Here is a 13,845-nt window from a genome sequence, read left to right on the forward strand (position 1 = left end):
CCGTTTGGGGGAGGCGAAGCGTGAACTGTTTCACGCATTTACCAACCCAGACGGTCGCGCAGCTTGTAATACATCGCGCCCATTGCAGTGAACGGCACGCGGAACAGGCGCCCGCCCGGGAACGGATAATGCGGCAGGCTGGCAAAAGCGTCGAAGCGTTCGGCCTGTCCGCGAATGGCTTCGGCCAGGATGCTGCCGGCTAGGTGCGTGTAGGTTACTCCGTGTCCGCTGCAGCCCTGCGAGTAGTAAATGTTGTCGCCCAGACGCCCGACCTGAGGTAGCCGCGAAAGGGTCAGCAGAAAGTTGCCGGTCCAGGCGTAATCGATCCTGACATCTTTCAGCTGCGGGAATGTTTTGAGCATGTTCGGCCGCACCAGGGCCTCGACATTGGCCGGGTCCCGCGCGCCATAGACCACGCCACCCCCGAAGATCAGGCGCTTGTCGGCGGACAGGCGGTAGTAATCGAGTAGGTAGTTGCAGTCTTCGACGCAGTAATCCTGCGGCAACAGCGAATTAGCCAGGGCCTCGTCAAGGGGTTCGGTGGTGATCACTTGCGTGCCGCAGGGCATGGACTTGGCTTCCAGTTGCGGTATCAGGCCGCCGAGATAGGCATTACCTGCGACCACGACGTAATCGGCGGTCACCTGGCCCTGGTCGGTATGCACCACCGGTCTGGCGCCTTGCTCGACCCGCGTCACCCGCGACTGTTCATGGATTATGCCTCCTAGAGACTCCACAGCTGCGGCCTCGCCGAGCACCAGATTCAGCGGATGAATATGGCCGCCGCTCATATCGAGCATCCCGCCAACATAGAGGTCGGTATCCACTACTTCGCGGATCCGTTTGGCGTCCATCAGCTCAAGCTGCTCATGACCGTAGCGCTCCCACAGTGCTTTCTGGGTTTCCAGGTGCTGCATCTGTTTTGCGGTCACAGCCGCGAACACACCACCATCCTTCAGGTCGCACTGGATGTCATATTTGGCTACCCGGTCGCGGATGATCCGTGCGCCTTCGAAGGCCATTTCGCCGAGCAATCTGGCCTGCTGCTGACCGACATTGCGTTCGATAACGTCAATATCACGGCTGTAACTGTTGACGATTTGCCCGCCGTTGCGGCCGGAGGCGCCAAAGCCTACACGGACGGCTTCGAGAATAGTGACCTTGAAGCCATGCTCAAGCAGGAAGAGGGCGGTGGAAACCCCGGTATAGCCCGCGCCGATGATACAGACATCGGTTTCATGGCTGCCCTGCAGGGCAGGCCGCTCCGGTGTCGGATTGGCAGAAGCTGCGTAATACGATGATGTATGGTCGGTCTGAGCCATGGGGCACCCTTTTGCGAGTTTGTAGCATATTTTTTACATTAGTGGGCAGATGCTAGCGTTTGAGCAGAATGAAAGCCAGTGACCGATCAAAAAAAATTACAACATTCAGGCGGCCGCTGGGGGGGCGTGGGGGAGGGGGCGGACCAGTAATATGAAGACCATCGAGCAAGCGAGCATGATGCCGATCAGGTGGAAGGCGTCGTTATAGGCCATGATCTGGGCCTGCTGATGAACCTGGTTGTTAAGGACCATGAAAGCGGCCTGGGAGTCGCCCAACTGCTCTGTCAGCAGGTCCAGACGCTCCTGCACTGCCGGATTACCCGGGACAATCGATTCGCGAAGAAAATCGAAGTAGTACTTGGCCCGGCTGTCGAGGATGGTTGCCAGTGCGGCAATCCCGATGGCGCCACCCAGGTTGCGCAGGATGTTATACAGGCTGGAGGCTGAGCCGGCCTGGGAAGGTGGAATCATTGCGGTGGCCAGGATAGACATGGGTACCAGCACCATGGGTTGGCCTATCGCGCGGAAGATCTGGATCCCGATGAACTGCTCCCCGGCAAAGTCCAGGCTAAGCGAGCCACTGAAAAAGCTGGCGAACGCGAACAGGGAAAACCCGGTGGCGCAGATCAGGCGTGCATCAACGTGACGCATCAGCAGCGGCACCAGAGGGATGATCAGCAGCTGCGGCAATCCCATCCACATCAGTACCTGGCCGATCTGCAACGCGTTGTAATCCTGTATCTGCGCCAGATATACCGGCAGCACAAAAACGGTCCCGTACAGGCCAACGCCCAGTCCGATATTGGCCAGACTGCCGAAGAGAAAATTGCGCTCCTTGAACAGGCGCAGATTGATCAGTGGGTTGGGCCGTGACAGCTGCAGAATCATGAAGGTGACCAGGCTCATGAACGCGATCACCGCCAGGGTCAGCATCAGTCTGGACTCGAGCCAGTCCTCACGATGGCCCTCCTCGAGAAACACCTGAAGGCAGCCGAGGCCCAATGCCATGGTCAGGATGCCGAGGTAGTCACCCTGCTTTAGCAGTTCCCAGCGCGGTGCTGCCTTCTCCAGCCCGTACAGCAAACCGGCAATCATCACGAGGCCGGGCGCGATGTTGATGTAGAAGATATATTCCCAGCCGAAGTTCTGCGTCAGCCAGCCTCCGATGGTCGGTCCGATTGAAGGAGCGAAGGTTGCGGTGATGGCGAACATGGCCATACCCTTGGGCCGGTCTGACTGCGGCAGCTTGGTCAGCACCAGCATGAAGGCGAACGGGATCAGTGCGCCCCCGGCGAGACCCTGCAGCACCCGGAACACCACCATGCTCTCCAGGCTCCACGCAAGAGAGCAGAGCAGTGATGCCAGTACGAAACAGGAGGAAATGACCACCGCGAAGCGCCGTGCGGACATAACCATGGTCAGCCAGGCCGCCAGCGGGATGATGATGATCTCGGCGACCAGGTAGGACGTGGATATCCAGGAGCCTTCCTCTATCGTGGCCGAGAGTGCGCCCTGGATATCACGCAGTGACGAATTGATGATCTGGATGTCCAGAATCGCCATGAACGCACCAAGTATCGCGCTGAGGATGGCGATCCATTCGCGTTTGCCCGGTGGCGGTATGGCTTGTTCGGCGACTGCCTCACTCACGCAGCGATACCTTTACCTCGGCCGACATCCCTGGCCGCAGGTTGCTGCTCAGAGGATGCTCATCATCAATCAGGATCTTCACCGGGATGCGCTGGACTACCTTGGTGAAATTGCCTGTAGCGTTGTCCGGAGGCAGCAGGCTGAACTGCGCGCCAGAAGCCGGAAACAGGCTGTCGATACGTCCGGGCACCTCCTGTCCGGGGAAGGCATCGAATGTCAGCACCGCCTCCTGGCCAGGGCGGATACCTTCTATCTGGGTTTCCTTGAAGTTGGCTTGCACCCATAACGCCTGTTGTGGCACCAGGGCCAGCAGGTGTGCGCCGCGCTGGGCATTGAGACCGACGCGCACGCTGCGTTGGCCGACGCGCCCGGCTATCGGCGCGAGGATTTCGGTACGCTGCAGATCCAGTTCGGCGCCGCGGATGTCCGCCTCTGCGGCCGCGACCATCGCCTCCAGCCGGGCGACGTCGGCGTTCAGGCTGTCCTTGGCCAGTGTCTGCGTGCGTGCATCGGCTGCCGCGCGGCGCACCTGGGCCCTGGCCACATCAAGCTGCGCGCGGAAGTTACTCAGCTGCTCCTCGGAGGCGAAACCCGACTGACGCAGGGGCGTGATGCGGTCTATATCGAGCTGGATCCGCCTCTGCTCCGCCTGCCGCGCCTCGACATCCGCCTGGGCAGCGGCGATCAGGCTGTCCTGCTGGGCAAGGCGCGACTGCGCTTCACGCTGCTCTGCCCTGCGTGTTGCAAGGTTGGCTCGAGCGTGGGCGAGGGCGATCTCGAAATCGCGGGGGTCGAGGCGCACGAGCGGATCGCCGGCGGCCACCAGCTGATTGTCGTCAACCAGTACCTCGGTGACCTGGGCATCGAGCTGACTGCTGACGCGGGCAATTTCGGCGTGGATATAGGCGTTATCAGTGCTTTGATAATGACGGCCAACCAGCCACCAGTTCGCGAAGAACGCAGCGCCGATCAGACCAGCCGCCAGGAAGAAGAGCAACAGACGCGTGCGGACCCGGGCAGACATGCATTTTCCTTGTTTTTTATTCTTGCCCAGCACTCTAGCACTGTTGCAGCTCGCTAGAGAGGGGGTAGAATCCGGACACTTTGTTGCATCACAGGAACAGTGAAAAATGGGATTAGATGACGCGCTGATTTTCACCCGCGTGGTGGAATGCCACAGCTTTACCAGCGCTGCGCTGACGCTGAATATGCAGAAATCGACGGTCAGCCGCCGTATTGCCCAGCTTGAGGAACGGCTGGGCGTGCGGCTGCTCAACCGCACCACCCGTAAACTGCGGCTGACCGAGGTGGGTCAGGCCTATTACGAGCGCTGCCGCCAGATCATGCAGGAGTTCGCCGAAGCCGAACAGGCGATAATGCAGTTGCAGAGCGAGCCCACAGGCCTGTTGCGGATCAGTTCGCCGATCGAGTTTGGGCAGTTGTTCCTCGGTCGTGTAGTGGGAGAGTTCATGCGCAGGTACCCGGCTATTCAGGTCGAGGTCGAACTCACTACGCGGACCATTGACCCGGTCGAAGAGGGTATCGACGTGGTGATCCATCGTGGACGGTTACAGGATTCCAGTCTGGTGGCTCGGCCGATGATGACCAGTCCGCGACAGCTGTTTGCCAGCCCTGAATATCTCGCGCAGTACGGGATGCCCGAGCGACCCGAGGAGCTGACGCACCATCGCTGCATCAATACCCTGATGGATGGCGGCCGCAAGTGGCATTTCAACGAGCCGAATGTCAGTGTTCAGGTAACGCCTGTACTGGTTGCAAACAACATCACTTTCGCCCGCGAAGTGGCTATCGCCGGAGCCGGGATCATCAACGTGCCGGCTTTTATTGCCGAGCCCTACGTCGAGCAGGGCCTGCTTTGCCGAGTGCTGGAGCACGTCGTGCTGCCGTCGACCGAGCTCTACGCACTGTATCCCTCGCGTCGCTTCCAGGCGATGAAGGTCAAGGCGTTCATCGACTTCATGATCGAGAGTCTGGAGAAATACCTGAGCGCTGAAGTGGAGGCGGGTGCCGAGCCCCTGATATTATCTGCAGCCGAGCAGGCCGAACTGCAACCCTGACTGCTGTTCCGGAGCCCGAACATCGACGCCCGCGAACCAACATCACGAGAAATTTCATGACCGTCCGTACCCGAATCGCACCTTCCCCCACCGGCGACCCCCATGTGGGCACGGCCTATATCGCACTGTTCAACCAGTGCTTCGCCCGTCAGCACGGCGGTCAGTTCATTCTGCGTATAGAGGATACCGATCAGGTGCGCTCCAGCCCCGAGTCGGAGAAGCAGATTCTCGATTCGCTGCGCTGGCTCGGCCTGGAGTGGGACGAGGGTCCGGACGTTGGTGGTCCACACGGTCCCTATCGGCAGAGCGAGCGCAGTGACATCTATGTGAAGCACAGTGAGCAGCTGATCAGCGCAGGTCATGCCTTCCGCTGTTTCTGCAGCAGCGAGCGGCTCGACATACTGCGCGCCGAACAGACCGCCAACAAGCAGACTCCCGGTTACGACGGTCATTGCCTGCATCTTGCCGAAGCCGAAGTGAGTCAGCGAGTAGCCAGTGGTGAGCCGCATGTGGTGCGCATGAAGGTGCCCGATACCGGCATCTGTAGCGTGCAGGACATGCTGCGCGGCGAGGTCGAGATTCCCTGGGAGCAGGTCGACATGCAGGTGTTGATGAAGGCCGACGGCCTGCCCACCTACCACCTGGCCAACGTGGTGGACGACCACCTGATGGGTATCACTCACGTGCTGCGCGGTGAGGAGTGGATCAATTCCGCGCCCAAGCACATGCTGCTGTATCAGTATTTCGGCTGGGATATGCCGCAACTGTGTCACATGCCGCTGCTGCGTAACCCGGACAAGAGCAAGCTGTCCAAGCGCAAGAATCCGACCAGCATCACATTCTACGAGCGCATGGGCTATCTGCCCCAGGCGCTGCTCAACTATCTGGGCCGGATGGGATGGTCGATGCCGGACGAGAGCGAGAAATTCTCGCTGGATGAAATGGTCGCGCATTTTGACATCCAGCGGGTTTCGCTGGGCGGGCCGATCTTCGACGTCGAGAAGCTGGCCTGGCTCAATGGTCAGTGGATCCGTGAGCTGTCAGTCGAAGCCTTTGCCGAGGCAGTACAGACCTGGGCGCTCAATCCTGAATATCTCAAGCCAATGATTCCGCTGGTGCAGAGCCGGGTAGAGACTTTCAGCGATCTGGTGCCGCTTGCCGGTTTCTTCCTGGCCGGTAAGGTTAACCCCGATCCAGCATTGTTCGAGCACAAAAAACTGTCTGCCGGCGAGGTGCGCCAGGCGCTGCAGCTGCTGCTCTGGAAGCTGGAAGCCACCCGGCAATGGGACAAGGAACATATTACCGCGAGCATCCAGCAGATCGCCGAGCTGCTGCAGCTGAAACTGCGCGATCTGATGCCGCTGCTGTTTCCGGCCATTACCGGTCAGGCCGCTTCTGTATCGGTTCTGGACGCAATGGCTCACCTAGGGCCGGACCTCACGCGTTTCCGTCTGCGCCAGGCCCTGGAGCTGCTGGGCGGGACGTCAAAGAAGGAAGCCAAGGCGTGGGAGAAGCTGCTTCCTTGAGAAGAGCTTAAGTCTCTGTTTTGCGTAAAATTCTGTTGACAGGCCGGGGCACGAATCATAATATGCGCCCCGTCCTAGAGACGGGGCTATAGCTCAGCTGGGAGAGCGCCTGCATGGCATGCAGGAGGTCTGCGGTTCGATCCCGCATAGCTCCACCATTTTTTGGTCACCGCTCTGCGTTGGCCTGTTTTATCACTGCACCGAGGCTTCAGTCTCTGTGAGAAGGGTTTGCGTCCCCTTCGTCTAGTGGCCTAGGACACCGCCCTTTCACGGCGGTAACAGGGGTTCGAGTCCCCTAGGGGACGCCATTGTTTGACCGGCACACATTGTGTGTCGGGGTCGCAAGACCACGGGGCTATAGCTCAGCTGGGAGAGCGCCTGCATGGCATGCAGGAGGTCTGCGGTTCGATCCCGCATAGCTCCACCATTACCAAGGGCCGACATTGATTGTCGGCCCTTTTTTTTGTTCTGAATTTCTCTGCGACCTCTCCTTATCTCTTCGTGCAGCCCTTCAAGAAGCCCTGTGATTCTTTTGTTCTTGTAACCGAAGGTCGATTCCGCAGTTGCAATGCCTGCAGTCTTTCGGTATTGTTTTTGTTAATTGAACGTTCAATTAAGAAAAAAACATGCCTAAAGTCGGAATGAAAGACACACGTAAACAGCAACTGATTCAAGCGACGCTCGAGTCGATTGCCGAGCTGGGCTTGCAGAACACTACGATCGTCACGATTAGCCGGCGCGCCGGTATGTCTTCGGGAATTATCAGCCATTACTTTGCGGGTAAGCAGGGTTTGATCGAGGCGGCGCTGCGCTATTTGCTCGAACAGTTGGGCAAGGATTTCGGCGAGCGGATCAAGGCGACCGATGGCTCACCGCGGCAACGACTCCTGTGCATCGTCGAAGCCAATTTTACCGAATTTCAGCGCTCGGATCTGGCCAGCAGAACCTGGCTCAGTTTCTGGGCGCGCTCGATGCACGAGCCGGGCTTCAGGCGACTGCAGCAGATAAACAATGCGCGGCTTTACAGCAATCTGCGCTATTCGTTCGCCCAGATGCTGTCGCCTGATGCGGCGACAAACGCAGCACGCCAGAGCGCGGCAATGATCGATGGCTTCTGGCTTCGCAGCGCGCTGAGTTTGAATCCGCAGCAGAGCTTCACCATCGGTGAGTCGCTGTGCAAGCGCTTTGTGCTGGACGTGTTGAAGCAGTCAGACAACTCCATAGATGAGGTTTAACCGATCAATGTCAGTACCACGCTACCAGAACTTCGTTGACGGCCGTTTCATGGCCAACGACAGCGGTGAAACCTTCCCGGTGATCAATCCGGGCACCGGTCAGGTGATCTACGAGATGGAGGTGGCAGACCAATCGATTCAGCGGGCGGCCATCGACAGTGCCGCTGCCGGTTTCGCCCAGTGGTCTGCCATGACTGGCATCCAGCGCAGTCGCATACTGCTGCGTGCGGTAGCCTTGCTGCGCGAGCGCAACGACGAGCTGGCTGCGATTGAAGTGCAGGATACCGGCAAGCCCTGGCAAGAGGCGGTTGCGGTCGATGTGGTGACCGGTGCCGATGCCATCGAGTTTTTTGCCGGCCTGGCGCCTTCCATCGAAGGTAACCAGCAGGATCTGGGGGGCGATTTCTACTACACCCGCCGCGAGCCATTGGGTATCTGCGCCGGTATCGGGGCCTGGAACTATCCGCTGCAGATTGCCTGCTGGAAGTCCGCGCCGGCCCTGGCCTGCGGCAACAGCATGATCTTCAAGCCTTCGGAAGAAACGCCACTAGGCGCACTCAAACTGGCGGAGATCTACCACGAAGCTGGCGTCCCCGCTGGTGTGTTCAATGTGGTACAGGGCGATGGTCGTGTCGGCACCTGGCTGACGCATCATCCGGACATTGCCAAGGTGTCGTTTACCGGAGAGGTGGGTACCGGCAAGAAGGTCATGGGCGCTGCGGCCACCACCCTCAAGGATGTGACGATGGAGCTGGGTGGCAAGTCCCCCCTGATCGTGTTCGAGGACGCCGATATCGACAATGCCGTGTCGGCCGCGATGCTTGGCAATTTCTATACGCAGGGCGAAATCTGCACCAACGGTACACGCGTGTTTGTTCATCAGGATATTTATCCGGCATTCATGAAACAGCTTCTTGAGCGCACCAGAAACAATATCCGCATGGGCGATCCGATGGATCCGCAGACCAACTTTGGCGCCTTGATTTCGCAGACGCACAGGGAGCTGGTGCTCGGATATATCGAGCAGGGTATTGCCGGAGGTGCAAGGCTGGCCTGTGGTGGCAAGAGTGCACAGCCGGCCGGGGCTGAAAACGGATTCTTTGTTGAGCCGACCATTTTCACTGACTGCACCGACGAAATGACTATCTGCCGCGAGGAAATTTTCGGACCCGTCATGTCGTTGCTGACCTTCAGTGACGAAGACGAGGTCATCCGTCGCGCCAACGCCACCGAAACCGGGCTGGCAGCCGGGGTGTTCACCCGCGATATTCGCCGCGCACACCGGGTGATTCACCAGATCCAGGCGGGTATCTGCTGGATTAATGCATACGGAGCTTCCCCGGCGGAAATGCCGGTAGGTGGTTACAAGTTGTCCGGCATTGGCCGTGAGAATGGCCGTATCACGCTGGATCACTATACCCAGATCAAGTCTGTCTATGTTGGCATGCAGGATCTGGAAAGCCCGTTCTGACGGGGAGCTGAATATGCAACAGAACTACGATTACATCATTGTCGGCGCCGGTTCGGCCGGTTGTGTCCTCGCCGCGCGTCTGACTGAAGACGGCAAGCATAACGTGCTGCTGCTCGAGACCGGCGGCAGTGACAAGAGCATCTTCATCCAGATGCCCACCGCACTGTCGATCCCGATGAACACCCCTAAATATAACTGGCAGTTTGAAACCCAGCCCGAGCCGTATCTGGATGGCCGCCGCATGCATTGCCCGCGCGGCAAGGTGCTGGGCGGCTCGTCCTCAATCAACGGCATGGTCTACGTGCGCGGTCACGCCCTCGATTTTGATCAGTGGGTAGAGGCTGGCGCCGAGGGTTGGAGTTATCAGGATTGTCTGCCGTACTTCCGCAAGGCTGAAACCTGGGCCTTTGGCGGCGATACCTATCGAGGCGACCAGGGGCCGTTGGGCGTCAATAATGGCAACCAGATGCAGAATCCGCTGTACCAGGCGTTTATCGATGCCGGCGTCGAGGCAGGCTATCCGGCTACCGAGGATTACAACGGTGAGCAACAGGAAGGCTTTGGTGCGATGCATATGACGGTGCGCGAAGGCCGGCGCTGCTCCACCGCCAATGCTTATCTGCGCCCGGCCATGGAACGGGACAATCTGACTGTGGTCACCGGCGCGCTGGTGCACAGGATATTGCTGAAGGACAAGACCGCCGTCGGTGTGGAATACGAAAAGAATGGCAAGCTTGGCAGTGCGAAAGCAACCCACGAGGTCATTCTGTCCGCCGGTTCCATCGGTTCACCGCATCTTTTACAGCTTTCCGGTATCGGCAATTCCCGGGTGCTGGAAAAGGCGGGTATCGCACTGGTACATGAGTTGCCCGGCGTTGGCGAGAATCTGCAGGACCATCTGGAGTTTTACTTCCAGTTCCGCTGCAAACAGCCGGTTTCGCTCAACCGCAAGCTCGACTGGTGGAGCAAATTGAAGATCGGCGTGCGCTGGCTGCTGCGCAAGGACGGTCTGGGTGCTACCAACCATTTCGAGTCCTGTGGTTTTATTCGTTCCAAGGCAGGTGTCGAGTGGCCGGATATTCAATATCACTTTTTACCCGCGGCCATGCGCTACGACGGCCGTGAGGCCTTCGATGGCGATGGTTTCCAGTTGCATGTAGGCCACAACAAACCCCTGAGCCGTGGCCATGTGCATGTGCGCTCCAGCGACCCGCGTCAGCCGCCCGAGATTATTTTCAATTATCTGCAGCATGTGGCGGATCGTGAGGGATTCCGCGATTGCGTTCGCCTGTCGCGCGAGATCATTGGTCAGGCTGCAATGGATCCTTACCGTGGCGAAGAAATCCAGCCGGGGCTGGACGTGCAGACTGATGAGCAGATCGATGCTTTTGTCCGCGGTGCGGTCGAGAGCGCCTATCACCCCTCATGCTCCTGCAAAATGGGTAGCGACGCATTATCCGTCGTCGACCCGCAAACCCGCGTGCACGGCATCAAGGGATTGCGTGTCGTAGATTCTTCAGTCTTCCCGGTGATTCCCAACGGCAATCTCAATGCGCCAACCATCATGCTGGCCGAGCGGGCAGCGGATCTGATCAGGGGCAGGGAGCCGCTGACACCGATCAGGGCCGATGTGGCACTGGACGATTACTGGCGAACACGCCAAAGAGCAGGGCAGGCAATGCGTAGCGTTACCTAAGCAAGTACGGGGCAGGCTGCACCTGCCCGTCATGCAAACCACCAGGTTTTGAGTATTGACACATGCAGCGCATCAATTCCTGCAAGCGACAGATACTCAAGCCCTGGGCCGCTAATTTGCGGAGGTTTGTCCGAATCGAACCAGAAAAGGCAATCCCATGACACTCTGGCTATCTGCAGGACTGTTATTCACTTTTGCTGCAATCGTGTTTGTACTATGTAAATGGTGGAACACCCGGTGTATCGGGGTAACGCCGATACCGGTTCTGACCTTTGTCGCTATCCTGTTTACCTCGGGCCTGGACGTGGGTCTGATCATGTTTCCACTGACCGAGTTCGCCAGTTACGCTGATCTGGCGGCCAGCCCCGAATACAATTTTGCCAACCCCCTGGCAATCGAGTTCGGGTTCTGGGGCTTCCTGATCTGGGGATTCTATTTTCTCACGTGCTTTTACTTCTGCATGATCGAGCCGCGGGTCAGATTCTTTGAGATACCCCTGGTCAAGTTCGTCAACAATGCGGTCATTATTGGTACTTGCGCCTTTACCGCGTTTTTGTTGCTGGTGAATCTGCCGTGGTATCTGCCGGATCTGGGCGATGGTGAGGCCGTATTGCCGGTCTTCTATCTGATCGTAATCGCCGCCATCGCTGCGGCAGTGTATTCCAGCAGCAAGATCAAATACGTGCGTATTCTCAGCGTTGGTTCATCCCTGCTGTTCATGTTGCTGATCGCGACCATGTGGACCGATGCCTTTATGCTGGGTGACGGCACCGTGGGTGATTTCTTCGGTATCGCGGGCCTGATCGGCGAGTATTTCACCAATCTGCATCAGTTCATGCTGCCGTTGAATGATTACCACGAGTTCTATCTGTTCTGGTGGTTTGCCTGGAGCATCATGATTGGCCAGTTCACTGCACGCTTCGTCAGCGGGCTGCGGACCTGGCAGTTGATGCTTGCCATGCTGGTCTTTCCGTCGGTTGCAATTGGTACCTGGTTTTCGGTTCTGTACTACTACCATGCCGAGGAACTGGAAATCAGCACAGCGGTGAACCTGGCCATGATCAGCGTGGGTATCCTGATGGTAATCAACTCGCTGGATTCGCTGATACGTCTTTACAGTGAGAATCTCAGTCTGACGGCCGAGCGTACGGGCAAGGGCAAGTATTTCATTGGCAACTTTATGCTGATGTGCGGCCTGACTGTGCTGTTTCAGCTCGACTTTCTGCAGATCCAATGGGTCGGCGCGCTGGTCATTGCGATGTATCTGGCCTGCTTTGCCTATATTCTGACAAACAAGCGTGATGTGGTAATGGCTATCGACAGTTCGCCACCGGACAACAAGCTGGATTTCGGCAAGCTCGAAAGCAGTCTCTGACCATCGTTTGCCGGCATGATCGCAGCCACGATCATGCCGGGACATACGCGCTTAGAATCAATTGTTCTTCAGACAATCGACATGGAACGTTTGACTGCCGTCTTCCTGCTGGATATGACGCAGGCCATGGATATCACTTTCAAATCCTGGAAAGCGGGCATCCTGGCGCTGCGCTATCCCCAGAAAGTCGGTAATAGCGCTGCTGTCTGACGGAAAGCGCTCTCCGGGCATGATCACCGGGATGCCCGGCGGGTAGGGCACCAGCATCACTGCACTGATGCGGCCGGCGAGCAGAGCCACAGGAACCGTTTCCACCTGCCCGCGTACCATCTGCTGGTACGCATCGGCGGGTCGCACCACCATCTCCGGCAGCTCGGTGTAGATATGCCGCAGCGTGCGCACCATACGCTGTTCCTTGTAGAAACCATGCAGTTGCTCACACAGCTCGCGCAGACCCAGGCCGCGGTAGTGCCCGGTCGCCGCCACACTCGGCAATGTAGTGGCCAATGGCGCATTGCTGTCATACAGGCGTTTGAACTCTTGCAGTTCGGATACCAGGGTGCTCCATTTGCCCTTGGTGATGCCCAGCGAGAACAGGATCAGAAAGGAATACAGGCCGGTTTTCTCCACTACCAGGCCGCGTTCAGCCAGGAACCGCGTCACTACGGCCGCGGGGATGCCGCTCTTGGCCAGGCGTCCGTGCTCTTCGACTCCGGGTGTCAGCAATGTGACCTTGATCGGGTCGAGCAGGGCATAGTCATCGGCCATCGCGCCGAAGCCATGCCAGGCTTCACCGGCATCGAGCGTCCAGTCAGCGGGCTCAAGTGAGTCGGATTCCAGCGCATCTTCAGGTTCCCACACATCGAACCACCACTGATCCTCGTCCAGCCGTTCTGCGGTTTGTTGCATCGCGCGGCGGAACGAGAGTGCTTCGTCGAGGGTTTCCTGCACCAGTGAGCGCCCGGGCTCACCGGCCATCATGCCGGTGGAGACGTCTATCGAGGCGATGATGCCATAGTGCGGAGAGGTCGAGGTGTGCATCATGAAGGCTTCGTTGAAGCGATCCAGGTCCAGTTGCTGATCAACGCTATTCTCGGCCAGGATGATCGACGCCTGGGACATCGCCGCGAGCACCTTGTGCGGTGACTGGGTGGCGAAAACCAGCGGATGTTTTGCCCGCTCGAAACCGCGCTTGCTGCCCATGCCATGACGGCCAGCGTAGAACTCATGGAACGCGGCATAACCGTACCAGGCTTCGTCAAAGTGCAGTACATCGACAGCGTCCTCCAGTTCGTCCTTGATCAGCTCCGCGTTGTAGCACAGGCCGTCGTAGGTAGAGTTGGTCAGCACGGCAAGGCGGATCTTGGCTTCACGGCCCTGCAGCAAGGGATGTTCTGCAATGCGCCGCTGCAGGTTGTCCGGCGCAAAGGACTCCAGGCTGATGGGCCCGATGATGCCGTAATCGTTGCGCGAGCCGGTGAGATAGATCGGA

At 58.4% G+C, this 13,845-nt stretch carries 9 protein-coding genes, 3 tRNA genes and 1 pseudogene; 9 read left to right on the forward strand and 4 right to left on the reverse strand.

Annotated elements, in window-relative coordinates:
- Positions 1 to 38 precede the first annotated feature (38 nt).
- The 3 genes from ABYA88_RS07475 to ABYA88_RS07485 form a co-directional block, all read right to left on the reverse strand.
- Positions 39 to 1,322 carry an NAD(P)/FAD-dependent oxidoreductase gene (locus ABYA88_RS07475; RefSeq protein WP_373186403.1) on the reverse strand — a complete coding sequence of 428 codons (1,284 nt, stop codon included), beginning with the start codon at positions 1,320 to 1,322 and terminating at the stop codon, positions 39 to 41.
- Between the two features lie 105 nt (positions 1,323 to 1,427).
- Positions 1,428 to 2,972, reverse strand: a complete 1,545-nt coding sequence (locus tag ABYA88_RS07480) for a DHA2 family efflux MFS transporter permease subunit (RefSeq protein WP_373186404.1) — start codon at positions 2,970 to 2,972, stop codon at positions 1,428 to 1,430.
- Positions 2,965 to 3,996, reverse strand: coding sequence for an efflux RND transporter periplasmic adaptor subunit (locus ABYA88_RS07485; RefSeq protein WP_373186405.1), 1,032 nt, complete (start codon positions 3,994 to 3,996; stop codon positions 2,965 to 2,967). Before ABYA88_RS07485 ends, ABYA88_RS07480 begins: the two co-directional genes overlap by 8 nt.
- Positions 3,997 to 4,102: 106 nt before the next feature.
- Between ABYA88_RS07485 and ABYA88_RS07490 the strand changes: the two genes are divergently transcribed.
- From ABYA88_RS07490 to ABYA88_RS07530, 9 genes are all read left to right on the forward strand, one after another.
- The gene (locus ABYA88_RS07490) at positions 4,103 to 5,050 is read left to right on the forward strand and encodes a LysR family transcriptional regulator (RefSeq protein ID WP_373186406.1); all 948 of its coding nucleotides are present in this window, start codon (positions 4,103 to 4,105) and stop codon (positions 5,048 to 5,050) included.
- A gap of 56 nt (positions 5,051 to 5,106) precedes the next feature.
- Positions 5,107 to 6,576: a glutamate--tRNA ligase gene (gene gltX, locus ABYA88_RS07495; RefSeq protein WP_373186407.1), complete on the forward strand. Its 1,470-nt coding sequence runs from the start codon at positions 5,107 to 5,109 to the stop codon at positions 6,574 to 6,576.
- Positions 6,577 to 6,658: 82 nt separating this feature from the next.
- Positions 6,659 to 6,734: transfer RNA gene (locus tag ABYA88_RS07500), tRNA-Ala, on the forward strand.
- A 74-nt stretch (positions 6,735 to 6,808) separates the two neighbouring features.
- Positions 6,809 to 6,884 (forward strand) — tRNA-Glu (locus ABYA88_RS07505).
- A 43-nt stretch (positions 6,885 to 6,927) separates the two neighbouring features.
- Positions 6,928 to 7,003 (forward strand) — tRNA-Ala (locus ABYA88_RS07510).
- Between the two features lie 199 nt (positions 7,004 to 7,202).
- Positions 7,203 to 7,811, forward strand: a complete 609-nt coding sequence (betI, locus tag ABYA88_RS07515) for a transcriptional regulator BetI (protein WP_373186409.1) — start codon at positions 7,203 to 7,205, stop codon at positions 7,809 to 7,811.
- Positions 7,812 to 7,818: 7 nt separating this feature from the next.
- The gene (gene betB, locus ABYA88_RS07520) at positions 7,819 to 9,282 is read left to right on the forward strand and encodes a betaine-aldehyde dehydrogenase (RefSeq protein WP_373186411.1); all 1,464 of its coding nucleotides are present in this window, start codon (positions 7,819 to 7,821) and stop codon (positions 9,280 to 9,282) included.
- A gap of 13 nt (positions 9,283 to 9,295) precedes the next feature.
- Positions 9,296 to 10,978, forward strand: coding sequence for a choline dehydrogenase (betA, locus tag ABYA88_RS07525; RefSeq protein ID WP_373186412.1), 1,683 nt, complete (start codon positions 9,296 to 9,298; stop codon positions 10,976 to 10,978).
- 157 nt (positions 10,979 to 11,135) lie between these two features.
- Entirely contained in the window at positions 11,136 to 12,353 is a 1,218-nt protein-coding gene (locus ABYA88_RS07530) for a BCCT family transporter (RefSeq protein WP_373186414.1), read from the forward strand.
- A 57-nt stretch (positions 12,354 to 12,410) separates the two neighbouring features.
- On the opposite strand, the pseudogene ABYA88_RS07535 reads toward ABYA88_RS07530, so the two are convergent.
- Positions 12,411 to 13,845 (reverse strand): annotated as a pseudogene (locus ABYA88_RS07535) (lysine decarboxylase); the annotation flags it as partial.

The organism is Halopseudomonas sp., assembly GCF_041579695.1.
Classification (GTDB): Bacteria; Pseudomonadota; Gammaproteobacteria; order Pseudomonadales; family Pseudomonadaceae; genus Halopseudomonas.

Excerpts from the sequence above, each read along its gene's own strand:
- ABYA88_RS07475 (WP_373186403.1), bottom strand. The coding sequence starts at position 1,322 with ATGGCTCAGACCGACCATACATCATCGTATTACGCAGCTTCTGCCAAT.
- ABYA88_RS07485 (WP_373186405.1), bottom strand. The coding sequence starts at position 3,996 with ATGTCTGCCCGGGTCCGCACGCGTCTGTTGCTCTTCTTCCTGGCGGCT.
- ABYA88_RS07490 (WP_373186406.1), top strand. The coding sequence starts at position 4,103 with ATGGGATTAGATGACGCGCTGATTTTCACCCGCGTGGTGGAATGCCAC.
- gltX (WP_373186407.1), top strand. The coding sequence starts at position 5,107 with ATGACCGTCCGTACCCGAATCGCACCTTCCCCCACCGGCGACCCCCAT.
- betI (WP_373186409.1), top strand. The coding sequence starts at position 7,203 with ATGCCTAAAGTCGGAATGAAAGACACACGTAAACAGCAACTGATTCAA.
- betB (WP_373186411.1), top strand. The coding sequence starts at position 7,819 with ATGTCAGTACCACGCTACCAGAACTTCGTTGACGGCCGTTTCATGGCC.
- betA (WP_373186412.1), top strand. The coding sequence starts at position 9,296 with ATGCAACAGAACTACGATTACATCATTGTCGGCGCCGGTTCGGCCGGT.
- ABYA88_RS07530 (WP_373186414.1), top strand. The coding sequence starts at position 11,136 with ATGACACTCTGGCTATCTGCAGGACTGTTATTCACTTTTGCTGCAATC.